This is a genomic window from Variovorax sp. YR752 (genome assembly GCF_943372545.1).
In genome coordinates, this window is the sequence record NZ_CALRZC010000010.1 from 1 (window position 1) to 24,900 (window position 24,900).

The following is a 24,900-nucleotide window of genomic DNA, read 5'->3' on the forward strand; positions in this document are numbered from 1 at the left end:
GAAATGTCGAGACCATGCCCCGGCCATATCCTGTCTCTTCGCCTGGAGGGTTGCCCACTGGAGTAGCTCTACTGCCCGATGAAGCACGCTTCACACGCCTCCCCGCGGGGCAGAACCAAACTGACCCTGGACGGCAAGCCCTCGCGCTGGCAAGCTCGAGACTGGGGCACTTCCGCGAATGTGCCGTTCAGGCAAGTCCCCCGCCAACGGGCCACTTTCCGTTGCACACCGGTGCGCGACGGACGGTTGCATCATTAGGTTGATGGAAGGCAGGGTGCGCCCGACATCGCACACTTTGGCTGGCATCTGAAGGAAGCCCACCGTATGCCCACTGCCGTGTTGATGACACCGTCGCAGTACACGACGCTAGTGACCCTTGTGGCACTGCGGCTGCCTGCTGCCGTCGACGCGGGCTACGTGTCCAACATCACGGGCCCCGACGTGGCCGCGAAGATGCCGACCTCCACCCGGACTGACACGGTCGCACGCTGGCTCGTGGACGAGATCCTGCGGGCGTCGACGCCCGCCTACTTCATCAGCGTGGTCGAGTTCGCCAACGACCTTCAGTCGGGAGCGGCCTCGCTGGTGACGCTGGCGAACACCTTGCGCACGGACCCCGCCCAGTGGCAACCGCTGGACGGCGCTAGGCCCGACTGGACGGTTGATTCCGACCCGCTGGCCGTCGCGGACGGTCGCCCCTTCGTAGACCGGCGCGGATTCCGTGAACTGCTGCCTCGTTTCGGCGTGACCGGCACGCCCGCCTGCATCCTCGTCACCGGCGACACCGCGGGCGGCAAGTCCTACCTTCACGACTTTTGCCGCGCGCTGGTCGCTGGACGCGAGGGCCTGTCCATTGGATACGCGCGCGTGCCGTCGAATGACCTGGCTAACCCTAGCCCCCGTCCGTTGGCCGAGCGGTTGGCGCTCGACCTGGATGTCTCCATCGACGCGGAACCCGACGAACACGGGGAACCGGAACGGGATGCCGAAAACCTGGCGACGTGGATCGCCCGCTATAGCGTCGATCGAAGCATCCCTGCGCTTGCGATCCTCGACGAGTTCGGCAGGTCCGGCGTCAGCCCGGCGCACCACAAGTTCGTCGTCACCCTGGCGCGCCGGGTGCAGGACGACGCCCGGGTGCGAGCCCGCCTGCGCGTCGTGCTGATCGACTACCAGAAGGAGAGGCTTTCGGATGCGGGCATCCAGTACCAGCACTACGTGCTGGAGCCGATAGAAGCCTCGCATCTGGAAATGTGGTTCCGCATGCGCTTCCCTGGCCATGAAAACTACCGCTATGAAACGGCTGCGCAGCGGATCGCCGACCGCGTGACGAAGCTGGCACCGGCGCAGCGCATGGAGGGCCTGAACAACTTCGTTCGCGCGGCCGCGCTGAAGTTCGCCTAACGATGGGACCGGACCTTATCCTCAGCGCCGTGCTGGCCACTTTCGGCAAGTCCGCCGCAGGCACGCTGGTTCGCTTCGCCCGGCGGTTCGCCGGCGAGAAGATCGGACTTGCCGTCGAAAGCGAGACGTCGCCCACCAGTCAGGCGGCGCGCTTCGCGCGCGAACTCGCGGAGGCCGGCAAACTGTCCGAGGCCCTGTTCGATGCGCTGGAGTCCACCAGCCCCGAGTACAAGGACATCATCGATCGTGCCCGGCAGGCCTGGCGCCGTGAACAGGGCGACGAAACCGTCCGCAACGCAGAGGCCGTCGCAGCCAGTGCGGCCGTGCGCGGCCCCGGCGCTACGGCAACAGGCGCCGGCGTTGACGATTGGCTGGTCGGCCTGGACGCGGTGCTGGACGAGGCAGCGTCCCCTCCGTCCAGCCCCCCGCCGTACTGGATCGACGCGGCCGCCCTCCTGCCGAGCTTCGACCCGCGCGCGCTAGCGCGCCTGGCGCACGAGAGCAAGGATGGCCAGGCGGACGATGCGCTGGTCGCCATGGCACCGCTGGTGGAAACCGAAGGCAGCGGGCTGTGGGTGCTTAAGCGCGAGGCTCGCCGCGACGCCATTGCACACATGGTCGACCAAGGCACTCTGCGTCAGGCCCTAGACCTGGCACGCCGCCTGGACCGCGATCGACGGCATGGCCTTTATATGGATCTACTCGACCAGGCATGCGACTACGGACATATCCGCGTGACCGTCAACGATTCGCAGGAAAGCCTTGTTGCCGCGCAGGCCATCGGCGACTGGTTCCAGCGCGCGAAGCATCAGCCGGTCGACCTGGACCGCCTCAGCGTGCTACTGGAGGCCCGCGACAAGATCCAGCCGTTACGCAAGCTCGTGGGGAAGCATTTCCAGGGCCGCGAAGAAGAACTGGCCATCCTGGCCGAGCCCGCAGGCTTCGGCCCGCAGCACATGCACGTACTTGCGCTCACGGGGTTGGGCGGGGTGGGCAAGTCGGCGCTCATCGGCCGCTACGTGCTAACCCTGATCGACGTCGAGGTGCCGAAGCCGGTCGTGTACCTCGACTTCGACCGCGCCGAAGTCGATCCAGCCAACCCGCGCAAGCTGATCGAGCGCATCGCACGCAATCTGGGGCTGTTGTATGCGGGCCTGCTGGGGTCACCCGCCTCGCGCGACTTCTACCAACTGGAGGGGATTGCTGCCGGCGACAACATCCCGCCGAACGAACAACTCGCCCACTGGCTACCCAAGGTTGACACCGAGCCGGAGTTGCTCCGCGGATTGAAGCAAGGCCTAAACGATGACGAGATCGTTCTCGTCTTCGACACCTTTGAAGTCGTCTGCGCCCGCGGGCCGGAGGTGCTCAGGCGCTTCGCCGACTTCGTGCAGCTTTTCCTGTCGATATTGCCCCGGGCACGCATCGTGATCTCGGGGCGGGGCCGCATCGACCTGCCGCTGGACATGTATCCCATGGTCCTGAAGGACCTGGACACCCGGAGTGCCCGCGCGGTGCTAGTTTCCCACGGTGTTGTCGACGAGGGCCTGCAGTCGCGCATCCTCGAGGTCATGGGCAGCAGTCCGCTAGTGCTTCGATTGGCCGGCCAGGCCGTGAAGTCCGGAAAGCTCAGCCTGAACGACATAAACCAGTTCGATGCGCAAGCGCGTGGCACGCGGGTCCAGGGTCTGCTCTACACGCGGGTGCTGGGGCACATCAGCGACCCCGACATCGAGCGCCTGGCGCATCCGGGCATGGTGGTGCGGCGAATCACGGCGGAGGTCATCCGTGTGGTGCTGGCCGATGTCTGTCGCATTGCGCCGGCGCAGGCCAAGCCGCTTTTTGCGCGGTTGCCGGGCCAGATCGACCTCTTCGAGCCTGCCTCGGAGCTCCGCCCCGACGACGATCCGCTCGCAGACCCGGGTGCGCTGCGCCATCGTCAGGACCTGCGCGAGGCGCTGCTGCAGGTGATGCACGACGATCCCCGATGGCGCAGCGACCTGCCGCTCATCCATCGTCGGGCCGCCGACTACTACAAGGACCTGCCCGGACTGGTCGCGCGTGCCGAGCGGCTCTACCACCTGCTGATGCTCGACAGCGAGTGGGACGAGCTTGAGCAGGACGACCTGCCATGGGACGACCGGATGGCCCCCCTGCTCGCGCGGTCGTGGGCCGAGCCCTTCCCAGTCCGCGCGCGCGCCTGGCTGGGGCTTCGCCTCGGCCTGGACTGGAGCGAGCCGGGTCAGGATCTGCGCCTCGTCGACTGGGAGATCCGCACCGCCCGCGTGGCGCGGGAGCGGCTGCGGGCTGGCGACGCGGCCGGTGCACTCGTCGCCCTGCACGAGCGGCAGGAACGCACGCCGGGTTCCGTGCTCGACATTGTCGAGGCCAACGCGCTCACGACCCTGGGACGACATGCAGACGCCCTACATGTCCTGGAGCTCGCGCTGGAGCGGCGGGCGCACGCACCGGTGGCGCACGTGCTGCAACTGCAACTGATGGCCGCCGATGCCGCCGATGTCCTGGGGCGTGCCGCCGACGCACAGGCGCACGCCGAGTCTGCCGCCGCGATGGCTGGCGCGGCGGGCGACGTCAACGCGCGCCTACATGCCCTCGACGTGCTAGGCCGCGTCACCGGAAGCCCGGTGGTCATGCGCGAACTCGAGCGCACGTTCGTTGACAGCCCGCAGCGCGACCTGCGCGCGGATGAACAGTTGGCCGCGCGCGTCGTCCGCTCGTTCGGCAGCACGTCCAATGCCGTGCTGCGCAAGGCCGCGTCCACGTTCGGCGACCTTCCGCAGCAGGACCTGCTCACGAACGACCTAAGGACCTGGAGCTCGCTGTTCGAGACGGTGAAGTCGCGGCAGGGCGGCCTCAAGCTGCTGACCACTTTCGCGCCGCGCATCGGCCTGGCCACCCGGGAGGACGATCCGGTGCGCTTCGCCACCGAAGTGCTCCGTCATGGCCTACGTGGCGAGACGATCGATACCTTGCTCACGGCATTCGGCGACGATCCGGCGATCGTGGCGGGATCACTGGCCACATTCAAGGCGCTGCCGTGAGTTTCGAAGGCTATCTGCCCGCAACCCAGCTCCGGGAGGTTATCCATGCGCTGGTCGACCTCGGGCTCTTCAAGCCGGAGGCGCAGGACGCCATGCGCTCGGGGATCACGCCCGCCTACCAGGCGCTGCTGCCGGTGGCGCTCGCGCCGAAGGTGCAGTTGACCCTGACGCTGAATCAGCTCAACCGCGTCCATAACCTCGTCAACGGTGACGTGCCGCTGGCGCAGTTCCTTGAGATCGCCGCGCTCCTGTCGGCTGGGACGAGCCAAGCAGCTGTGATTGGACGCTCGCTGGAGACCGTCCACTACGTGGCCGCCCCCCCGTCCGCGCCCACCCTCGTCGCCACGCATGCCGTGACAACGCCGGGCCCGGTAGCGCCCATCAATACTGAGGTCACGCTGCAGGCGCAGACGGGTGCGCTCGACCAGACTGTCAGCGTGCGCTTCCTGTCAGATGGCCTGGCAGCATCGAAGTCGGTGGTGAAGTTGTTGGTTCACCGGCACATCGGTGGCGAATCGGAGTTCGTCGAGGGCGACCAACCCAGGTTGGTGAACGGCACAGGGTGGATCATTGCACCGGGCCTACTGATTACGAACCACCATGTGATCAATGCGCGTCGCAAAGAAGGGGTCATCGAGGCGGACGCGACGGATGCCGATTTCCGCCTGCAGGCGGAGAACACGCGCGTTCTGTTTGACTACGTGAGCGACGGCGCGCCGGAGCCCGTGCTCACGGGTCCGGGTGCATTGTTGTATAGCGACAGGGACCTGGACTTCGCGCTGCTGCGCCTGCCAGCCGGAGCGCCCCTGCGCCGGCCGCTGCGCCTACGCACCCACGCGATGCGCAAGACGCAGCAACAGGCACTCGGCATGGGTGTCAACCTGCTGCAGCATCCTAACGGCAAGCCGATGCGTCTGGGCTTCCGCAACAACTATGTCGTGGTCGGCGACGACCGGTGGTTGAGCTACCTAACCGACACAGATATCGGCTCGTCAGGCTCCCCAGTGTGCGACGACACCTGGAGGGTCTCGGCGCTGCATGCCGGCTCGCGCGCGATCCAAGCGGAGGGTATCGAGATCCTTGGCCAGCGCTATCGGCGCGAGAACTATGGCATTCCGATGCCGACCATCATGACTCACTTAGGGGTCAGCGCCCCTGCCCTGATGGCAGAGATCACTGCGGGTCAGGCTGAGCCGTGAGCGCCTGGGCCAGTCGGCCGGCAACCCTGTCGGCCGCCTGCATCCATTCGGGCTCGGCATCCAGGCCCGAAACGAACAGCACCCGCACGGGCGGGGGGCTTGTTTCCTGGGACTCCCGCAGGGCCGCTGCACCCGTGCCCTGCAGGTGCACGATGGCGCGCAGGCGGTTGCGCTCGGATTGCCATAACACTTCCAGCGGTGCTGCACCCAAAGGCGCCAGCACCACGGCATCGCCACCCAGGCACTCGCGAACTCGCAGGGCGAACGACAGCGCGCCGGCGCCATCGGCGGCAGCGTCCCAATAGACGACCAGCAGGCGATCGGCCGCAGCCGACGCGTAGCCCAGCAAGGTATACGGTCCGTGATGAGTGGCCGGGAAGGACAGGGTCGCAGCAGCCGGATCCGGCACGGCGATAGCCGGCGCCCCCAGTCTCGTGCGCCGCGACTGCGCCCAGGGCGCTTCGCCGGCCTCGGCCCGTGACTGGATGAGGCGGTGGCCGTCAGAGGTGACCAGGCTCGCCTGCCTCGATTGGCCACCGCTCAGCAGCGCCAACTTATGCAGTGCCACGCCGTCGGCAACGCGCCTTGCGTGCGGCGCCCCCAGGGCGGCGCTGATCGCCGCCTCGTCTTCCAGATAGAGCACCTGCTGCGTACCGAGCGTGAGCCAGTCGGCCCGCGGGTCCAGGCGGAGCGCCGCGGCGCCTCGCGCCCGCGCAGCCTGCGGACCCTCATCCGGGATCGACACCAGCGTGCCGCGGCGAGCGGCATCAGGCAGCGGACGGGGAACCGGCAGGCGGAGGGCTTCACTGAGAACGCGCGGAACGTCCCTAGGGTGTAGTGCGCTATGCAGGAACTGCGCATGATCGCCGACTTGGTACGCCGGCACGCCGGCATCGATGGCCGACCGCGCGTGGTCGTCGAAAGCCGTGAGCAGCATCACGCCCGCCTCGGCACCCGCCAGCGCGGCCAAGTCGCGTGGGTCGTTCATCAGCAGCGTCGTGGCTTCCACGGCAGTCATGGACCCGTCGCCTTGCGACGCCGATACATCGGCATCGCCCCCGAAGCGGGCCAGCGACATCTCGAGACAGGTATGCGGCGGCTTCGCCCAGGTCCTTATCGTCGCCAAGCGCTGGAGCATGCTTTGCACATCGGGGTCGAGTCGTCCGAAGCGCCGCACGAGTCCCTCGACTTCGATGACGAGGTTCAGAACCTTCATGCGCCCGGGCCGCGGCGCCCCTGCGCCGTCGCCGCGGCTCACCAGGCCACGCGACCGCCGGCCTCGGCTGCAGCCTCCACTTGCGTCCCACCCAGCAGCTTCGTGCGAAACATGCCGAGCTGGGCGAACACACGCGTGCGCTGTCCCGGCGTAAATTCACGCAGCCATTCGTCGTCGCAGTAGTTCATGTAGTTGTGGATCGGACACTCCAGGCCGGCAGGGGCCGAGGGGCACAGGTTGTAGGGCTGGCCGGCGTCGTCGGGCTTGCCGTAGTTCGGGCCGCCATGGGCGGGCGTGTCGCTGACCTCGTCTCCCTCGCCGAAGCAGCCGTCCTGGAAGGTGTGGTACAGGCCAAGCCAGTGCCCCACCTCGTGAACTGCGGTGATGCCGAGATTGAAGTCCTCCAAGTCGCCTCCCGGCAAGGTGGAGTGCAGGATGACTACGCCATCCATGTCCGGATCACCTTCCCTTTCAAACGGGAACGTCGCCCATCCCAGCAAGCCACCGCCTGGCCCGGCCGTGTAGAAGTTGAGTCCGTCTTCCGGATCCAGGCCGCGGTACTGCTGCTTGCACTGCCGTTCGGCCTTCGACCGGTGGCCCATGGTGAAGAAGGCGGCGCTGTCGACGAACTGCGTCCGGGCTTCCTCAAACCGGAAGCGGACACCCAGCGGGTTGAAGGCCTGGTTGAGTGCATCGACCTGCAGCTTGCGGCGTTCGGCAGTGACGGTTCCTGCGTCGCCGTTGGTGATGTGGATGAAGGCAATGAGGATGGTGACGTCGAGGCCTGCCTCGGGAACGTTACGCAGGTAGGCGTTCTCGAAGTCAGCGATACGCTTGCGATCGCCCGTACCGGGCTGATGGGTGGCGCAGCGGCGGAATCCTGGGGTGTTGCTTGCCATTCGATGGACCTCCCTGTGTGCGCAGACATGCTTCGTGGAAATCCAACGCCGCCCGACAGAGCGCTGACTCTATCGGCGAGTCGCGCAGTTGTCATCGGAAAGCCGAAGGACGGGTTTGTACCCACCAGTAGGCGGTCTGCGCCCTGCGCCACCTCGCCTGCCCGATTCCTGCTCGAGGGCTCAGGCCCCGCGGCCTTCAGTATCACTGGCCATTGCGGGCGGCACTTACGCGCTCAATGCGATTAAAGGAGTTCACGGTGACGTAGTCAATTCTGCGGGCGATCCGGATCGAATCGTTCGCTAGCTTGCGGGTCTGAGCCACAATGTGCCTAGTCGCTCCACGCTACGGCTCTGGTCTTAGAGGCGGCGAGTGCGACCAGATCCGAACTAGAGCGCTCCGGGCACGCACCAAAGCGCATAGCTGGCATTGGACAAGGGGAAGCCAAGGTGGATCTTGAATTCTTCATGGATCGGAACGGATCCACATCGCCAGTATCCGACCTGATGCATTTGGGTCCGGCCAGCCAGATGGTCTACGCCCGGGTGAGAAACGAGGACAAGACACGGACGCTCATTGCTGGGGCCTTCTGGCGATCGTTTCTCGCATCTAACGCGTACTTCCGCTCTCTGGCCACGCTGCGTGCCAGTTCCCTGGCCTACTCTGCCGCCCGCTACCTGCTCGCACCTCAACGTGGGAACGGCAGATTCGATCTTCTGGTGCTGGATCCCGGGCTGCCAGATGCTGCAGCACCGCGCGGTCTGACGGTCGATAGGCAGATCTTTCCTGCCGGTGACGTATACCGGGGCGCACAACTTTCAGAGTTGGCCGGCGTACCACCAGATCTTGTCAACTTCTCAGACGTAGTTGCAGAGGCCGCATTCCTGGGCAGCCCCTTTATGGTCGTGCTGGCCCCACACCCACCGATCGAGTCACTGTGTGTGCCGCATCCGCCCCTGACCGTCGACGATCTCGTTGGATCCACCTCGACCGCCGGCGCCCTCGTCCGATGCAGTCAAAGGTCCGGTTTGAGCGGAGTGACGGCCGCCTATCACGGGCTGGCTAAGGGAACGGGCTCAGTAACGGTAGGTGGTTTGATGGGCAGTATGGTCCGTTCCGACCGCCTGACAGACAGCGCCTTTCTGGAAGTGCCGGGCCTGTCCCCTCCTGTTGCGTCGCCGGCAGGCGGAGTCATGAAGGGCATGCTCCCTCGCGGCATGCAGCAGGCCGAGTTCCGCGGGACGACTTCGGGGCATTCGACGACAAGAATCACCGGCTTCAACCCAGAGCTTCCGAACCCGAGTCCCAATCGGCAAGCACTCATCTACACCGCGAGGGACGCGCAACCGGGTGACTCGGGTGCCGCATTGGTGACGGACGACGGATACCTCGTGGGCTTTGCTTTTGAGAGAACGCTGCCTGGTGCTCAGCCAGAACACTGCTCCTGGGTGTGGGCCCAGTCAGTTCTGGATGCTCTGGATGTTTCACTGATCTGAAGGAGTCTCGATGAGCTGGTTCAAAAAGATCCTCGACGCTGCTCGGGGAATCGTGGTCAAGGAAGGTGAGGACTACGTCCTTGAGGAACTCACAACGGTCAACAACGTCACCGCCCCTCCGGTCGACCTCGTTCCGGACGAAGACTACGTGACGATCGAGGTGCGTTCGTCGCGGATCGTGGCCGTCCGCAAGTGGACCGGAAAGTTCTACAGTTCCGTTCAGTCCCGCGTGTCCTACCTTCACGACAGGGCGGGACAAGTCGAACTGCAGCAGGTGATCGTACCCAAGCTCGGGGAACTCGACGTCCTGAACGTAGACCGATTCATCGTCGTGGACAAGCCAGTCGTTGGACCTGTTCCCTACAAGGGCCGGCTATCAATGGAGCTGGGATTGTTCTCCGTCAAAGGTGGCGATCTAGCGGGTTCCTACTTGGAACTGCTAGACAGCCTCGCCAGCGTATCGGGAGTGTCCTTCCTCAGTGCAGCACGGCCCTATATCGAGCCACTGAAGAAGGGGGCTGATCTGCTATTCGGCAACAGTAACCAATCGACGCTCGAGGTTGGCCTGGACAAGACCTGGGATCAGTTGCGCACGGGTACCTGGGTTCTCATTCGGGGGCCTAAGGGGAAGGTAGATGTCTCGCAGATTCGCCTTGACTCAGAAGACGGCAAGATCACAGACACGAAAGGAAATCCATACAAGGACTACCCATACGTCGTCTTCAGGATTCGGAGGAGTCGTCAGCGCGCTGATTGGATGCTCATTCCGGAACTCAAAGAAGGCTGGGAGGCCATCCGCGCGGCCGTGCAGAGCGGCCAGTCGAACGAGGCCGAGGTGCGAATGAAGAACTTCATCCAGCTGGCCAGATGGAGCGCCGACCTTGTGCCCGAGGACGCCAAGAGACTTGCCGATAAAGCGCGCTCCACCATGGGCCTGATCCAACCCCAGGAGGCCATCGCAAGCATCAGAGCACCGTTCCCCTCGCTCGAGGCGCTCGCGCTCTACCCGGAGCAAGTCCAGTAGAACGCGCGCATTTCCGCGTCAGGAAGTAAGCGTCCGGTGATCCTGTTGCGGCTTTCCGTCCATGTAAGCCTCGGCCACCAACTCGACCGCTAACGGCACAGACAAGCGGGCCGACAAGCGCAAGAACAACTCGTCGTAGTGGTTCCTCCGGGATTCACCGTCCGGCCGCTCGGGCATGCTATCGGCCATCCGATGGCCCTGAACAACAGGAGCGCGAACTCGCACAACCCTAGAAGGCGTAGGCCAGATCAAATCCGATCGAGCGGGTACTGCTGTCAGCATGGGAATATCCCAGCGAAACAATGCCAGTCAATTTCGCCTTGATCGGATAGTCGAACTCGCCGCGCCAAACCGTCTTGCCGGGCGCCCCGCTCTGCGTCACACGCTTGACCTGCAGAGCGGCCAACATATTGCGCTTCCACTCGTAGCTAACTTTCGCCGCCACCGATCGGCTGTACCGGCTGACGTCCGCCTCGGGAGTCTCGCCGTCCCGCGAAACGGCCCCGGCCATATCCAAGCCCCAAGGCCCGAAGGCGCCGCTCAGGGTAAGCCGAAGCACCTGCGACATGCGACTCGAACCCACCTCTCCGTGGGTGGGCAGGTCCAACTCCAACTCGGGCACGATGCCGTACTGCCCCGAAGAACCGAAGGTCTTCGTGTAGTTGACGACCAACGCGATGTCGGCCAAGCCGCGGCTTCGCTCTACGCCAGACTTAACTCGCTGGTAGCCGTCGCCAGAGACCTCGAAGTACCAGCGATTCGGCGCGTAGCTCACGAGAAAGGGCAACGACAGCGTCCGCTCGCCATCCGAGGCGCGGTCGAAGGACGCTCCCAATTGGACCGTGTACACCGGTTCGGAGGGCTGTTCCTGCGTTGGTGGCACGGCCAAGCTCAACAGCCGTGCGGTGTTGCGGTCTGCCCCTGCGGTGGTGCGCACGCGCTCGGCAGCAGGGGACTCTCGTGCCGTGAGGCCCGCCGATGCCAGCACGACCCACAGCAGCACCTTTCCACTAGCTGCACGCATGACTGCGGCTGAGCCCTGCGAGCGCGGATTCCGTGTGGTCATGGATATCTCCTCCTCGATGTCGACGAATTCTCGGCAACTGACGCCGACGTCGCGAAGTCTAGGCGTGCGCTGCGGCTGCAAACAAGCGCACGGCCGAGCGGCGACGCATCTTTGACGACGTTTCACAGCGCTAAAGGCCAGCGTCCCTGAGGTCAGCCATGATCTGCGCCAGTTCAGTCGATGGTTCCGCCTCATGACGCACGTGAACGAAGTCAAGTGGATCGATGCCTGCCGCTTCGAGAGCGCATCCGGCCCGAAGTTGCTGGTGCAGTCCCTCGGCGAAGTCCTGACTTCGCACTGGTCGGACATCCGCCTCGCGCCGCGCTACGCCGCCGAGGATCCACCCGCTGGGCTGATGGAATTCGACTTCAGGGCCCGCGCGCCGAGCGGGCGCGTGCTGGACTGCTCGCTCAAGGTGACCGCGAGCATCGTCGTTGCCTGCCCGGCATGGCTCGAGGGAGTAAAGATTTACTCCGCCACCAACAGCGAGACCCTGGCGCGGGTTCGCACCGGCGAGGAACTCGGCACGACGAACCTTCCGACGACCACGGCCGCCGAGTCGAGCTTTGGCGAACAGCCTCTGGCGGTCTACGAGGATCACTTCCATACCCGCGGCCACGGCCCGCGCCGGCGGCTGCGGCACCAGTTGGCCCTGCACATCGAAGGTCCGGACGGCCGGCGCATCGTGCAGTGTATGGAGGACGTGGCGTCATCGCGTGTTGCGGCCGCCGTGGCCGCAGCGTACTCTTGCGGCGGCGAAGCGCTGTCGGTCGCGATCGGCGAGCTCATGGTGTGGTTGCGCGGCGACCTCGGCAGCGGGTACGCGATCCGCTTCGATGACCGCGCGCGCTGGGTCGGCGCTGAAGAAGGACAGGCAGGCTGACGAGGCCTGCCGCCCGACAACGAACGTCATTCGGGGGACCAATGCGGAGACTTCTGATCCATGCGGTCACGGTGGCGGCGATGACCGTTCTCGCGGTCACGGCACACGCTGAAGGCGACGCCAAGCGCTTCAGGCAGTTCAGTCCGCCGCCCGAGCAGAAGGCGAAGGCAGCTCCGAAGACGGCGGCCCCCGGCCTCTTCTCTTCTCCGGGTCTGGCCCCCTCCGCAGCGGTTGAGGACAGCGAGGTGACGCAGTTGCCCAACAAGTGCCCGGACACCGGCGACGAAAGGGCCTGGACCGAATGGCGCGATATTGCGATCAAGTACCTGCTGCTGACCCGCAAGCCGACCCGAGAGGAGCGAAGGAAGGCCTCGCAGACGCTGCCTTACCTGCACGAGCAGGACGTGCTCACGCGCTCGTCCCAGATCGTGGTTGCTCTCGAACGTTGCTCGGCGACTGGCAAACCTCCGCCGCCGGATGGGCCGCGGGACCCGCTTCGCACGCTCAAGCGCTTCGTGCGCACGCAGCACAACGCCAACTACCTCTTGCCCAATCCGCAGCATCAGTTCGGGCATGGGCCGGTCAAGACCGACGACGACTACTTGTGCGAGGCACGGCCGGCGATCGAGTTGCCGTGCCTGCTCAGGCGCCAGGACTTCCTGACCGCCATGCGTCACCCCAGCACGTACTGGGAGGCCCTCGATCTCATCAAGCAACGTAACGACGGAACACTCGAAGGCGAGTGCAAGGAGGCGACACCGAAGCCGCCATGGGACACACTGATCTATCGCTCGAGGTTCTTGACCGCTCCAGACAGGGAGGAAGCGAAAGAGACCCTGGGGCGGCTTCTTGTGGTGGTGCCCGGCCTGGGCCCAGAGCCCGATCGATGGGTCCAGTTCGGTATCTGGACGCCGCAGGACAGCTGCTACGGCCAGAAGAAGGACAGCGCCCGTTGGAAGGAGTGCCATATCCACAACGTGTCGATCGTCGCGGTCGCCAAGATCGGCGGACCGAAGCCACCTGCGGTTGCGCCACTGCGGACCTACGATGCCATCGCGGACTGGTGGCGCTGCGTTGACGGGTCCTGCCACATTGCGCGCTCCGCCGATGGAGCCATCCTGGCCCGCGATGCCTGCAATACGCCCGGCCCGGTCGATGACAAGACGGTGCAGTTGCGCTTCAGGCTCCAGGTCAACGGCGAAAGCGACGACTGCCAGCGCTGCCACAAGATGATGCCCCTGAGCATCCACCCCGAGAAGGTCTATCGCATCGACAAGAACAAGCGGCTGCGCGCCATCGACGCGAGGGCTGTCGAGAAGGCTGCTGACGTCGTCAACGACCGCATCCGCGACTGGGAGTCCTGGTACGGCCGGGCGCCGGTCTTTTCCATCGGGAAGGACGACACGACAGCGGATTGGCGCAACTACGGCAGCCTGGGGCTCGGCACCGGGCCGAGAAGCTTCCGCCTGCCACCGCGTAGCGACCGATGGCTCCAGGTTTGCAGTGCTCGCGCCGGCGTCAAGCTCGACGCCGCCAGTCGTCAGAAGGTGAGCAATTCGATGGGCTGTGCCAAGTGCCACAACGGCCGCGACGGTGGCACGAACGAACCGGCCTACGGCGTGCTGAACTACCCGCAGGGAACCGACAAGCGGCAGCGCATCCGGTACAGCGCTGAATCGCCGCTCGCCCCCAACATTGTCCGGTCGCACATCCTCAGAGGCGTGATGCCGCTGGACTTGGTCGATGGTTCAGACCCACCGAAGATGACACCAAAAGGTGGCTTGAACCGCGACGAGCGTAAGGCGCTCTTCGAATGCCTTTCGCTGGAGTACTTCGACCCCGTCGGACCGAGGGGTCTGTTCGTGGACTGGTTGAAGAACGAGGGCGAAGATCCCGCGAATCCGCCAACGACGTTGGTCGAGATCACGAAACCAGATCCCGGCGGCGCCGCCTCGCTGTACGCCCTTGCGGCAAGCGCCACGGCAGCCGCGGCCACCCCCGCTTCGGACTTCTCGGCGTACTGCGCCGAGTGCCATGCCACCAACGGCAATGCGACGGCGTGGGGCCCGGCATTGCGCGGCGTTGCGGGCGCGTCGATGGCATCGACGAGCTTCCGCCGCTACTCCCCAGCCCTGCGCGAGCTGGCGCAACCGAAGCCCGGGCAGCCGCGACCGGTCTGGGACGAGGCCAATCTGCTGGAACTTCTGAAGGATCCCGATGCCTTCCTGGGCAAGGACCGGCATACGTCGGCGATGCATGGTGTAGGCGACGAGGACGCCCGCCGTCGCATCGTCCAATACCTGTCCACGCTCAAGTAGGCTCGTCCTTCAGCGCCAGCGCCGTCGCTGCCTTGTCGCTGAGCGCCGCGCCTTGCTCGCGCAGCGCCTGCCAGCGCTCGGCCGGCAACAGCGTCCTTACGCCCTCGACGACGCGCCCGTAGACATTAGCCTCTACCGGCTCGCGGTCACCGCCGCGGTGGGCGTTGACGGCGTCGGAGCGGCCGATGATGCGCGCCGCAGCCTCGATGCGCTGGCGCCGCCATGCGATCAGAGCCATCAGGTCGAGGCCCTGCCACAGCGAGTCGTGGCGTTCGTCGAGCTCGGCCGAGCGCCGCGCCAGCGGCAGCGCCTCGTCCAGCCGGCCGCACATCGCCAGCGCGGTCGCCAGGTTAAACAGGTAGACATGCTGGTCCGCCACGTGCTTCTCGCGCTGGGCGACTTCGATGAGTTCGCGTCCGCGCTCGACTGCTTCTTCATAGTCACCGCGTGCCGCGACGCACTGTTCCATCGCCATCATTGCGAACACCATCTTGCCGCTGTCGTTGTGGGCTCGGGCCAGCGCCAGTTCTTCCCGGGCCAGCTGCTCAGCCTCCTTCTGGCGGCGCGCGGCGTTGGCGACGTAGTCACGGGCGTTGAGCCAATCCCACTCCGACAACGGAGGCCAGGTCGGATCGCGCAAGCGACCCATTTCCGCGGTGGCTGCGTCACCCCGTTTGGTAAGGCCGCATAGCGCCGCGGCGATCGCCAAGCGGCCCAGCGCAGAGTAGAGCGCGGCGGCATCGCCGAGCGGGCGCAGCAGGCGCACCGCCTGCTTGGCCGACGCCAGCTTGCGCAGCCCCGAGCGGCCACGGTCGAGCTGGCAGATCTCCTGCAGTAGCCGCGCCCGGACGCCAGCGTCTCCGTCGCCCGGCAGTCGCTCGAGCGCGCGCCGGCAGTGCGCGAGGCCCTCGACGCTGTGGCCCGCGGCCGCGAACAGCCAAGCAATCGAACCGGCGAAGGCCGCGTACAGCGCCACGTCGGCATGCTCGGCCCACTCGAGTGCGGCGCGCGCGTTGTCGAGGTCGGGTAGATAGCGGTCACGGCGCACCTGCGAAGCCAGCTTCCATTCTCGCGCCATCGAGGCGGCGAAGAGCTGCGCGTAGGCCAGCGCGTGGTGTCGCCTCGACTCCTCACGCTCACCGGCGTCGCGCAGCATCTCCGCAGCGTAAGCGCGCGCGCTCTCGAGCAGCCGGTAACGCGGCCGCTCGTCCGCCTCTCCCGCCTCGGTCACGCCCGACTCAACCACGACCAGCGACTTGTAGACCAGGCTGTCCAGGATATCGAGCGCCTCCCAGGCGTCGCCCTGCTCGCCCACCAGTACGGCGCGCACCTGGTCCAGGCCGAAGCTGCCGGCGAAGGTCGCTGCGCGCCTGAAGCCGGCCGCCTCGGCGGGCGTCAGCAGCGAGTGGCTCCAGGCCAGCATCGCGCGCAGCGTGCGGTGCCGCGCCGCGGCACCGCGCAGGCCGCTGGTGAGCAACTGCAACCGGTCGTCCAGGCGCTCGCGCACGCCGGCCAGACCGAGCAGCGGCACGCGCGCGGCCGCCAACTCAATGGCCAGCGGCAGGCCGTCCAGGCGGCGGCAGATCTCCACTGCGTCGGCGGCATTCGCCGGCCCGAGCGCGAAGCGCGGGTTCAGCGCGCGCACCCGTTCCACCAGTAGCCGGATCGACCCGTGCGCCTCGATCGCCGTGTCGTCGTCGCCCGGCACCGACAGCGGCGCGAGCGGGAACACGTTTTCGCTCGACAGCTTCAGCGGCGCCTGCGTGGTTGTAAGCAGGCGCACTTCGTGCGTGCGCGCGGCAAGCAGCTGCGCCACATGGCCGACGCCGGCCACGAGATGCTCGCAGTTGTCGAGCAACAGCAACAGCTCTTCTTCAGCAAGTGCCTCGGCGAGCTCGTCGAGCATGTCGCGCAGGCCCGGCAGGCTACGACCTAGAGCCTGGGTGATCGCGGCACCGACCTGGCGCGCATCGGCACTGATCTGCTCGGTATCGTCGGCACTCGCTCTTGCCGGCGCGATCGGCGCCAGCTCGACGACCCAGGTGCCGGCCGCAAAGCGCTCGCGCAGCCGGGCCGCGACGGCCAGTGCCAACCGAGTCTTGCCGATGCCGCCGGCACCGCTGACCGTGACCAGCCGATGCTGCTCGAGCAGCGCCTCCACCTGGGCCAGATCAGCGTCGCGCCCGATCAGTTTGGGTTGGAAAGGCGCTACGTTCCCGGCGCGCGCGTTCGCGGTCGGGGCCGGCACCAGAGCAGGCGCTGCGGTCGTCGGCGCATCAGCCGCACTCGCCTCCAACGGCGCGCTGAAGCGGTAGCCGAGCCCCGGGATCGTCGTGATCACCTCCGAGCCGAGCAGACGGCGCAGGTTCGCGATCTGCACCGAGAGGTTGTTCTCCTCGACCACCAGATTGGGCCAGACCGCGTCGAGCAGCTCGGCGCGGCTGACCGTGCGGCCGACGCCCTCGATGAGCGCCACCAGCACGTCGAACGCGCGGGCCCCGACGACCACCGGCTTGCCGTCCGTGCGCAGTTGCCGCTCGTGCAGCTGCACCTCGTGCGCCCCGAACCGCACCCTCACACCTGGCACCGACTGCATCGATTCCTCCCCCTGGCTGCGCTGCTTCGCGCCGTTGCGTGCCCGCTCACTTCCTGCGGCTTGTCAACGCTTCACCCGCAATTTAGACGGCTAAAGCACTTCACGAAAGAAGTCTCCCACACTGATTGCACGTTTCCAAACCGAAGCCCGACAGGAGTACCTCATGGTCGCCAATGCCGCATTCACCAGCCTGTGCCTGACCGCCGCGTTTGGCCTGGCCGCCTGCTCCAACGTCGCTCCTCAGGCCGCGCGCTACCAGGCCACGCCGACGCGCTACGTAGACACGCAGACGCAGGGGCCTGTGTCCGGCGTCGGCGTCGAGAGCCAGGACATTGACGCGATGGCCGACAAGATGGCTCGCGATCTGCTCGCCACGCCCGAGGTCGCCGGGCGTAGCCAGGCGCCGCGCATCGTGCTCGACGACAGCGACTTCCAGAACCGCGGCTCGCAGGCCTTCGACAAGGGAATGATCACCGACTCGCTGCGCGTGCGGCTGAACCGCGCCGCGCGCGGCCGGATGGTTTTCCTCGACCGCCAGCACATGGCCAGCGTCGAGCGCGAGCGCGATCTCAAGCGGCGAGGCGTCACCGACGTCGGCACCACCGGGCTGACCCGCGCGGTGGCCGGCGCCGACTTCAAGCTGACCGGCTCGATTCGCACCCTCAACGCGGCCAACAACGCCACCGGCATGCGCCAGCGCCGGACCCAGGTGACCTTCGAGATGACCGATCTCGAAAGTTCGGCCGTGATCTGGAGCAACGACTACACGTTCCAGAAGGCCGCCGCCGACGACATCACCTACCAGTGACCCCGCTCGTTCATCCACTGACCCCGTTCGCAGAAGGAGAGATCATGAACCGCACCCACCGAATCCTTCGCCGCAGCGCCGCCTTCGGCCTAGCGCCCCTGGCCCTCGCCGCGCTGCACGGCTGCAGTTCCGCCCCCACGCGCCCTGCACTGCCGGCCCAGCTGCCCGGCTTCATCACCGGCCAGTCGCCGCAGCTGCAGCCCTACCTGAAGCAGATCTACGCCGAGGGCGAGCGCAACGCGGTGCTCAACTTCAACCGCCTGGGCCTAGCCGCGATGGTGCAGGGCCAGCCTGAGCTCGCCGCGAAGGCCTTCGACCAATCGATCCAGCGCATCGAGGCGGTGCGCGCCGGCGGCCGCGATATCGAGGCCGCCAAGAGCAAATTCAGCACCGAGGCCAGCAAAGACTTCAAGGGCGAGCCCTACGAGAAGGCGATGGTCTACTACTACCGCGGCCTCGTTTACCTGGTCGGCGGAGACTTCTCCAACGCCGCGGCCTCGTTCGCGCAGGTCAACGTCGAGGACAGCGTCGCCGAGGCCGCCAATAACCAAGCCGACTTCGCCTCGGCCAAGCTGCTGCAGGCGTGGGCGCTGCGTTGCAACGGCGAGGGCTCCACCTCCGAGGAGCTGTACCGCCAGGCGCTGCAGATGCGGTCCGAGCTGAAGGACGTCGACGTCACGAAGCCGGCGCTCGCCATCGTCGAGAGCGGGCGCGCGCCGCGCAAGCTCGGCAGCGGCAAGTACCAGGAGCGGCTCAGCTGGGGCGAAGGCGGGGGCGACACGGCCACGCTGGCGCTGCAGTCCGGCAGCAGCAACGCTGGCGCCGCGGTCAAGGCCGAGAGCCTGTACTACCAGGCCTCGACGCGAGGCGGCCGGCCGGTCGAGTTCCTGCTCCAGGGCAAGGCCAACTTCCGCGATGGCGCCAAGACCGCCGCTGACATCGGCAGCACCGTCGCCGCGGTGAGCCTGATCAACGCCGACCTGCAGCAGCGCACCGGCAACATGCAGGCGGCGATGAACTCGAGCTACCTCTCGCTCGCCGGTTCACTGGTGGGCCTATTCGGCAGCGCAGTCGAGCAGAGCACGATGCCGGCGGCCGACACCCGCGCCTGGGACTCGCTGCCCTCGTCGATCTGGCTCGCCACGCCGCGCGTCGAGACGCAGGCGATGGCGCAGCTGCAGGCGCAGCCCGACGGCAGCGCCGGCCGCGCGCCGCAACTGGTCGGCCGACACGCGCGCTGCAGCGTCGCGTGGACCCGGCTCGAGCCGCTGCCGGACGTCGTTCCCGGCGCGGTCGAGGCGATCGACGGCACCAGCGAGGCGGTGGCGCGGCTGCGCAAGTTCCAAGCCGCGCTGCCCGGCCAGTTGTGATGCGACGGCAATCGGAGGTCCGAACTATGAACGCCCCTTCTTCCAGCCCGGCGCGCCCGCGCGCGCGCCACGCTTCGGCATGGTTGGTGCTGCCCGTGACGCTGACGCTAGCCGTCGGCGGCTGCGCCAACGAGCCGCGAGCTGTGGTCGAGTGCAAGTGGCCGGGGCCCGGCGCGCCGGCCGGCGCGGCACTGGTCGCTCAGGACTACAACGACGCGATGACGCCGATCCCGCTGAATGCCGTGCAGTTCACGAGCCAGGCCCTCGCGCGTGAGGTCGTAGTGCAACAGCTCAGCGCGCGCCGAACTGCGACGCAAACGATCCAGGTCACCGGGCGCTTGGTCAACTGCACCGACCGGCCGATCGTGGTCGGCTCGCGCCTGCACTTCATGGATGCGAAGCAGAAGCCGGTGGAGGACACCTCGACCTGGCAACGCATCGTGATGGCGCCGCGCGCGATGGCGCAGTGGCAGGCGCTGTCGATGAGCGCGCAGGCCGAGCACTACGTGGTCGAGCTGCGCGCCGAAGACGGCTCACCCTGAAGAGACACGCGAACCATGGCCCTCTCGAGCCCAATCGCCCGCAACCCGCGGATCGCGCCGCCCACCGCCGCGCGCGCGACTGACCCCGGCCTGGCATTGGCCGAGCTCGAGGCCTGCCTGCGCGACGACATCATGCAGCCCGACGACACCTGCGCCCTCGCCGATTGGCTGCGCCGCCGCGTCGGCGCCGCGCCGACGCGCGATCCAGCCCGGCGCGCGCGGCGCGAACGCCGCACCACCGGCGCGGCGCTGGCCATCGCCGACGCGCTGCTGCAGCACGCGCAGCAAGTTCAGGCCGGCCACGCCGTGCGGCGCGAGACGCTCGCCCGCTCGCTGGCGCGGTTGCCGGTGGCGGGCGGCACCGAACGAGCCGCCGTCGAAGCCGTACGCGCCGAACTGGCCGACCGGCTGCTGGCCCTCGAACGCACGCTGCGCGAGCACTGCCGCCGCACGCTGGCCCGCGAGAGCGGCGTGCAGGCGCGCATGACGGCCGAGGTCGCCCGCATAGGTGACGCCGACCTCGCGCGCAACGCCTCGCGCAAGGAAGTGGGCCTGGCGCTGCGGCGCGAGTTCATGGCCGACCTGCAGCACGCGATGCGCGAGCTGGTCGAGCAGGACCTGGGTTCGATGGCGGCGCAGGCCGACGCCGTACTGGTGGAGATCGAGGTGCTGGTCGAGCGCTCGCTGCGCGAGGAGTTCGGCGGCAGCCCCGCGGCGCCGATGCCGCGCTGGCAGACCGCCGAGCTGCTCGACCGCGTGGCCGACGCGATGCAGTTCAACCCGCGCTACCGCGGCGCGCTGCCGCGGCGCGGCTTCCTGCAGCGCCTGGCCGAGGGCCGCAAGTCGGTGTTCGCGGTGCTGATGTTCGTCTCGCTGTTCGGCTCCTTCCTCGGCTTCAATTGGCGCACGCATCCGGTGCTCGGCTGGCTCTTCATAGCCGGCTTCATCGCCGCGGTCGGCTGGACCTTCCGCTCGTGGAAGGACGACGAACGCGAGCGCATCGAGGAAGAACTCGAAAAGGCGCACGAGCAGCTCGCGATGGAGGCGCGGCGCCTGCTCGGCGATGTCTACCGCGAGCTGCAGTCGGCGCTCGGCGAGGCACTCGAGGCGCTCAGGCGCAGCGCCATCGGAAGCGTCGAGGACGCCGCCCGCGCCGCCGCCACGCGCGTCGCGCGCGAGGCCCAGGCACAGCGCAACGCGGCGCAGGCCGCGCTGCGCGAGATCGAGCTTGCGGAAGGCGCGCTGGCGGCGCGGCGCCAGGGGCTGCTGCAGATCCAGGCCGACCTGCGCGGCATGGCGGTCGCTCGCGCCGCCGGCACGGGCGCGCCCGCGGGCCGCGCAACCATCGCATCGGCCTGAAGGAACACGGCGATGGTCCGCATCACGGTCCTCCTCTGGCGCCAGCATCTGCAGGTATTCGCCGCGCAGGACGGCCAGCGCCCGCGCCGGCTCGCCGGCGCCCCCTGGGACGAAGCCGGCTCGATGCCGCTGCTGCTGGGTTCGATCGGGCGCGAGCGCTACATCGGCACCCAGGCGCTGCAGGCCCAGTTGGCGTGCCGCCGCGTCGTGCTCGACGACCTGGCGCAGCCGCTCCGGGCCGGGCCCGCGGCGGCCGTCGCGAGCGAGCGGCTCGCGCTCTTCCTGTGCCTGCTGTGCCAGGCCGTGGAGCGCCGCTACCCGCACGATGCGCTCGAATGGTGCCTGCGCATCGCTCCCGCCCACGGTCTCGCGGCCCACCTGCCGGTGGCCTGCTGGCTCGCCGGCCTGGAGCACGGCGCGATCGCGGCGCTGCCGGCGCTGCCGCCGCTGGCATTCCCGTCACTAGCGTTCTCGCTCGGCGTGCTCTCGTACTTCGAGGGCGGCCGGGGCGTCGCGGCGCTGGCCAGCCTGGCGCCGAGCGCCGCTCTGCTCGAACACGCGCACGGCGACGCGCTCGCCTGCGCGGGCCCGCAGGACGCGCTGCTGCAGCAGGCCATCGGCGCCCAGGCGCGGCGGGACGGCCGAGGCCGCGGCCTCGTGGCAGTGCCGCGCGAGGGTCGGTGGCGGCTCGAACGCAGCGACCATGCCCGCCGCGCCCGCGCACGCGCGCTGCGGCCGTTAATGGCGCGGATGGCGCAGGCCGCCGCAGGCCCGCACCTCGCGGCCCGGGTCGAGTGGGAAGACGCGGTGGACGCGAGCGCCGAGTCCGACCTGCTGGGCCTCGAATCGATGGACGTCATTTTCACAGCCGACCCGCCAACACTCGCGCACGTGCTCGCCTTCGCGCTGGAGCCGGGCCACTCCACGGCGGCAGAGCGCGTGATCGTGGCGCCCGCGGGCACGGAACTGCCCTACACCAGCGAGCACACCCTCGTCCTGCGCCGGAGCGGCCAGCGATTGCTGCCTTTCGAACTACGTGCCATCGAGGCCGGCAGCGGCCGCGCCTTCCGCCTCGCGCACGGCTCGATCGCGCTGCCGGCCGAATCGCGCGCGCGCAGCGAACTGCAGCTGCGCGTGGCCTGCCACCGCTGCGGCGCGATCGAGCTGCGCTTCGAGATTCCGGCCTGGCGCTACGGCGAGACCCTGCTCGTCGATCCCGCCGGCCGCCTGCACCCCGACGCGGAGCGACGCGCTTTGCAGATCCAACGGAGCTGCCCATGAACCAAACCCTGCCGTCCGCGGTGCCACCTGGCGCCGCATCGTACGAGGGTGCACCCGCCGCGCTCGAGGAAGCGCTGGCGCTGCTGGAGCTGGCCGCCGTCGGCACGCCCGAACTCGTGCGCGCGGCGCATGCGCGGCGCGAAGCGGCGCTGGTCGAGCCCGCCGGCGCCAACTGGTCGCCCGCGGCGCGCGAGCGTGCAGCGCGCCAGCGCGAGCGGCTGGCCCATGCACGCGACCGCCTGCTCGAGCAGGCTGAGCGGCAGCGGGTGCCCGCCGCGCGGCCCGAGCCGCGCGATCCGGAGACGGACCCAAGGGCGCTGCCCACGGGCCACTCGGGCGCCGGTGGCGGGCCGGGATCGACCGACCCCGGCGGCGAACTCATCGGCACCGTGCTGGCCCGCCGCTACGAGATCCTCGAGTTCATCGGCGAGGGCGGCATGGGCCGCGTCTACCGCGCCTACGACCGCATCAAGCAGTCCTATGTCGCGGTTAAGGTCATAGCGCCCGAACTGATGCGCCAGAAGGGAGTGCAGGAGCGCTTCGTCGCCGAGGCGAAGCTCGCCTGTTCGCTCTCGCACCCCAACATCATCCGCGTGCACGACGTCGGCGCCGATGACGAGGGCCACTTCATCACGATGGAGCTGCTGCACGGGCAGACGCTGCGCGCGCGCATCGACGAGCAGAAGCGGGCGCGGCGGCCGTACCCGCTGGAGCAGGGCATCGCGATCGCGCATGACCTGCTCGCGGGCCTGGCCTTCGCGCACCAGCAGCTCGTGCACCGCGACATCAAGCCCGAGAACATCTGGGTCTGCGACGACGGCAGCGTCAAGCTAATGGACTTCGGGGTCGCGCAGCCGCTCAGCGCCGAGCGTCGCTCGCGCACGCTGCAGAGCATCGGCTCGGCCTACTACGTCGCGCCCGAGCAGCTGCGCGGCCTCGCGCTCGACCACCGGGCCGACCAGTACAGCCTGGCGGTGGTGCTGTACGAACTGTTCGCCGGCCGCGTGCCGACCGGGGTGGCACGGCCGCTGGGCGAGGAGCGGCCGGACCTGCCGGCCGGCGCCGCCGCCGCGGTGATGAAGGCGCTGAAGCCCGCGCCCGAGGAGCGCCACCCGAACACCGAGGCCTTCCGCCGCGCCTTCGACAAGACGCCCTGGCTCGACGCGCTGACGCCGCGCGCGCCGCAGACGCGCCGCGTGCTGGGCGGCGTGCTGATCGGCTCGGCGGTGCTGACGCTCGTCGGAGGCGCCGGGTTGCTGCTGCAGGGGAAGAGCCTGGAGAAGATGCGCTGGTTTGACACCACCTCGGAGCGCAGCGCGGCGATCGAGGCGCAGGCAATGGTGGCCGAACTCTTCGTGCGCGCCGATGCAGTAGCGGCCGAGCGGCAGGCCACGCTGAACACCTTGCGCGAGCGCGCGGCCCGCACCGCCGGCAACGCCGCGCCGGCCGCGGCAGCCGCCGCCGAGCAGGACGCGCGCAACGCAGACGCGGTGCGCGGCGAGCTCGATCTGTGGACCGGCCTGCTCTACCCGACCACGGCGCAGATCGCCAGCCATGCCCGCCGCGCCGCCGCCGATGCGGCGCTGAAGGAAGGCCGCCCCGGTGAGGCCAACGAGACCTACCAGAGCCTGCGCGCCTGGCTGGCACCGCGTGTCGGCGCGGTGCCGCGGCTGGCCGAACTGGCGCGGGCACGCGCCGCTGCGCTGGCGGCCAGCCACGGTGAAGAGGCGCGTGCCGCGCTGTTCAAAAGCGGCGACCGCCACATATCCGAGGCCCGCGTCGACGAGGCCATCGCCGCCTACGCCGACGCGGCGGCACTCGCCCGCGTGGCCAAGGAAAGTGTGCGTGAGCGCCAGGAAGGCGCGGAGCGCGTCGCTGCGGCGCAGGGGCGTGCCCAGGGAGCGGCCATCGCCGAGAAGCGCGCGCGCCAGGATGCCGCGCAGCAGGAAGTCGCGCAGCGTGAGGCCGAGCGCCGCGCCGAGTTCGTCCGCCCCGGGCGCGAGTTCCGCGACAAACTGGGCTCGGGCGGCGAGGGGCCGTTGATGGTGGTGGAGGCCGGCGGGTCGGCCGAGACCGGAGATGGCTCGGCACGCAGCCGCGCCGAAATCGGCGCCGCCGACCTGGCCCGCTTCTTCCAGGCCCGCGGTCGACCCTCGCGGCTGCAGGAAGCGGCGGCGCTGTACCGCGACGGCGGCGGCCCCTCCGACGACGGCAATGCCGTCACTGCCGGCGACGCGCGCGAGTACGTCGAGTGGCTGAGCCGCGAGACCGGCCAGCACTACCGCCTCGCGCGCAGCTGGCGTCGCGGCGACATCGGCGTGAGCTTCGCGGTCTCGCGGCCGCTCGGGCCTTGATGACTTTCGAAGCGACCTACCCAAC

17 protein-coding genes are annotated in these 24,900 nt (G+C 68.2%); 13 read left to right on the forward strand and 4 right to left on the reverse strand.

What is annotated here, in order from left to right; all coding sequences use genetic code 11:
• Window positions 1-324: 324 nt before the first annotated feature.
• From AAG801_RS03705 to AAG801_RS03715, 3 genes are read left to right on the forward strand one after another with little or no spacing between them, the layout of a single operon-like run.
• Window positions 325-1,404: an ATP-binding protein gene (locus AAG801_RS03705; RefSeq protein ID WP_341887204.1), complete on the forward strand. Its 1,080-nt coding sequence runs from the start codon at window positions 325-327 to the stop codon at window positions 1,402-1,404.
• Window positions 1,405-1,406: 2 nt separating this feature from the next.
• On the forward strand, window positions 1,407-4,466 hold the full coding sequence (locus tag AAG801_RS03710) for a hypothetical protein (RefSeq protein ID WP_341887205.1): 3,060 nt from the start codon (window positions 1,407-1,409) through the stop codon (window positions 4,464-4,466).
• Window positions 4,463-5,665: a trypsin-like peptidase domain-containing protein gene (locus tag AAG801_RS03715; protein ID WP_341887206.1), complete on the forward strand. Its 1,203-nt coding sequence runs from the start codon at window positions 4,463-4,465 to the stop codon at window positions 5,663-5,665. Before AAG801_RS03710 ends, AAG801_RS03715 begins: the two co-directional genes overlap by 4 nt.
• Here the strand turns inward: AAG801_RS03715 and AAG801_RS03720 are convergent.
• The gene (locus AAG801_RS03720) at window positions 5,640-6,881 is read right to left on the reverse strand and encodes a hypothetical protein (protein WP_341887207.1); all 1,242 of its coding nucleotides are present in this window, start codon (window positions 6,879-6,881) and stop codon (window positions 5,640-5,642) included. The two genes, AAG801_RS03715 and AAG801_RS03720, sit on opposite strands and share 26 nt — an antisense overlap.
• A 38-nt stretch (window positions 6,882-6,919) precedes the next feature.
• Window positions 6,920-7,780, reverse strand: a complete 861-nt coding sequence (locus tag AAG801_RS03725; protein WP_341887208.1) for a zinc metalloprotease — start codon at window positions 7,778-7,780, stop codon at window positions 6,920-6,922.
• 447 nt (window positions 7,781-8,227) lie between these two features.
• On the opposite strand from AAG801_RS03725, the gene AAG801_RS03730 reads away from it, so the two are divergent.
• Together AAG801_RS03730 and AAG801_RS03735 are read left to right on the forward strand one after the other, a co-directional pair.
• Entirely contained in the window at window positions 8,228-9,274 is a 1,047-nt protein-coding gene (locus AAG801_RS03730; protein WP_341887209.1) for a hypothetical protein, read from the forward strand.
• Window positions 9,275-9,284: 10 nt separating this feature from the next.
• Window positions 9,285-10,298: a hypothetical protein gene (locus tag AAG801_RS03735; protein WP_341887210.1), complete on the forward strand. Its 1,014-nt coding sequence runs from the start codon at window positions 9,285-9,287 to the stop codon at window positions 10,296-10,298.
• Between the two features lie 229 nt (window positions 10,299-10,527).
• Here the strand turns inward: AAG801_RS03735 and AAG801_RS03740 are convergent, their stop codons facing one another.
• The gene (locus AAG801_RS03740) at window positions 10,528-11,364 is read right to left on the reverse strand and encodes a hypothetical protein (RefSeq protein ID WP_341887211.1); all 837 of its coding nucleotides are present in this window, start codon (window positions 11,362-11,364) and stop codon (window positions 10,528-10,530) included.
• Between the two features lie 193 nt (window positions 11,365-11,557).
• On the opposite strand from AAG801_RS03740, the gene AAG801_RS03745 reads away from it, so the two are divergent.
• Complete coding sequence (locus tag AAG801_RS03745) at window positions 11,558-12,247, forward strand: hypothetical protein (RefSeq protein WP_341887212.1); 690 nt, start codon at window positions 11,558-11,560, stop codon at window positions 12,245-12,247.
• A gap of 80 nt (window positions 12,248-12,327) precedes the next feature.
• Window positions 12,328-14,565, forward strand: coding sequence for a hypothetical protein (locus tag AAG801_RS03750; protein WP_341887213.1), 2,238 nt, complete (start codon window positions 12,328-12,330; stop codon window positions 14,563-14,565).
• Here AAG801_RS03750 and AAG801_RS03755 read toward each other — a convergent pair.
• A complete protein-coding gene (locus tag AAG801_RS03755; protein ID WP_341887214.1) occupies window positions 14,558-17,143 on the reverse strand; it encodes a winged helix-turn-helix domain-containing protein in 2,586 nt (861 codons plus the stop codon). The genes AAG801_RS03750 and AAG801_RS03755 overlap by 8 nt on opposite strands.
• Before the next feature lie 181 nt (window positions 17,144-17,324).
• Between AAG801_RS03755 and AAG801_RS03760 the strand changes: the two genes are divergently transcribed.
• The 6 genes from AAG801_RS03760 to AAG801_RS03785 are packed head-to-tail and all read left to right on the forward strand — an operon-like array spanning window position 17,325 to window position 24,875.
• Window positions 17,325-17,969 carry a penicillin-binding protein activator LpoB gene (locus tag AAG801_RS03760; protein WP_341887215.1) on the forward strand — a complete coding sequence of 215 codons (645 nt, stop codon included), beginning with the start codon at window positions 17,325-17,327 and terminating at the stop codon, window positions 17,967-17,969.
• 44 nt (window positions 17,970-18,013) lie between these two features.
• Window positions 18,014-19,339, forward strand: a complete 1,326-nt coding sequence (locus AAG801_RS03765; RefSeq protein WP_341887216.1) for a hypothetical protein — start codon at window positions 18,014-18,016, stop codon at window positions 19,337-19,339.
• Between the two features lie 26 nt (window positions 19,340-19,365).
• Entirely contained in the window at window positions 19,366-19,881 is a 516-nt protein-coding gene (locus tag AAG801_RS03770; RefSeq protein WP_341887217.1) for a DUF1425 domain-containing protein, read from the forward strand.
• 15 nt (window positions 19,882-19,896) lie between these two features.
• Window positions 19,897-21,240 carry a hypothetical protein gene (locus tag AAG801_RS03775; protein WP_341887218.1) on the forward strand — a complete coding sequence of 448 codons (1,344 nt, stop codon included), beginning with the start codon at window positions 19,897-19,899 and terminating at the stop codon, window positions 21,238-21,240.
• Between the two features lie 12 nt (window positions 21,241-21,252).
• Window positions 21,253-22,521: a hypothetical protein gene (locus tag AAG801_RS03780; RefSeq protein ID WP_341887219.1), complete on the forward strand. Its 1,269-nt coding sequence runs from the start codon at window positions 21,253-21,255 to the stop codon at window positions 22,519-22,521.
• Window positions 22,518-24,875 (forward strand): serine/threonine-protein kinase, encoded by a 2,358-nt coding sequence (locus AAG801_RS03785; protein WP_341887220.1) that lies wholly within the window; start codon window positions 22,518-22,520, stop codon window positions 24,873-24,875. The genes AAG801_RS03780 and AAG801_RS03785 overlap by 4 nt, the downstream gene beginning before the upstream one ends.
• Window positions 24,876-24,900: the final 25 nt, after the last annotated feature.

Bases quoted from the DNA above. Each gene is read 5' to 3' on its own strand.
- AAG801_RS03705 (WP_341887204.1), top strand. From the start codon at position 325: ATGCCCACTGCCGTGTTGATGACACCGTCGCAGTACACGACGCTAGTG.
- AAG801_RS03710 (WP_341887205.1), top strand. From the start codon at position 1,407: ATGGGACCGGACCTTATCCTCAGCGCCGTGCTGGCCACTTTCGGCAAG.
- AAG801_RS03720 (WP_341887207.1), bottom strand. From the start codon at position 6,881: ATGAAGGTTCTGAACCTCGTCATCGAAGTCGAGGGACTCGTGCGGCGC.
- AAG801_RS03725 (WP_341887208.1), bottom strand. From the start codon at position 7,780: ATGGCAAGCAACACCCCAGGATTCCGCCGCTGCGCCACCCATCAGCCC.
- AAG801_RS03735 (WP_341887210.1), top strand. From the start codon at position 9,285: ATGAGCTGGTTCAAAAAGATCCTCGACGCTGCTCGGGGAATCGTGGTC.
- AAG801_RS03740 (WP_341887211.1), bottom strand. From the start codon at position 11,364: ATGACCACACGGAATCCGCGCTCGCAGGGCTCAGCCGCAGTCATGCGT.
- AAG801_RS03745 (WP_341887212.1), top strand. From the start codon at position 11,558: ATGACGCACGTGAACGAAGTCAAGTGGATCGATGCCTGCCGCTTCGAG.
- AAG801_RS03750 (WP_341887213.1), top strand. From the start codon at position 12,328: ATGACCGTTCTCGCGGTCACGGCACACGCTGAAGGCGACGCCAAGCGC.
- AAG801_RS03760 (WP_341887215.1), top strand. From the start codon at position 17,325: ATGGTCGCCAATGCCGCATTCACCAGCCTGTGCCTGACCGCCGCGTTT.
- AAG801_RS03765 (WP_341887216.1), top strand. From the start codon at position 18,014: ATGAACCGCACCCACCGAATCCTTCGCCGCAGCGCCGCCTTCGGCCTA.
- AAG801_RS03770 (WP_341887217.1), top strand. From the start codon at position 19,366: ATGAACGCCCCTTCTTCCAGCCCGGCGCGCCCGCGCGCGCGCCACGCT.
- AAG801_RS03775 (WP_341887218.1), top strand. From the start codon at position 19,897: ATGGCCCTCTCGAGCCCAATCGCCCGCAACCCGCGGATCGCGCCGCCC.
- AAG801_RS03780 (WP_341887219.1), top strand. From the start codon at position 21,253: ATGGTCCGCATCACGGTCCTCCTCTGGCGCCAGCATCTGCAGGTATTC.
- AAG801_RS03785 (WP_341887220.1), top strand. From the start codon at position 22,518: ATGAACCAAACCCTGCCGTCCGCGGTGCCACCTGGCGCCGCATCGTAC.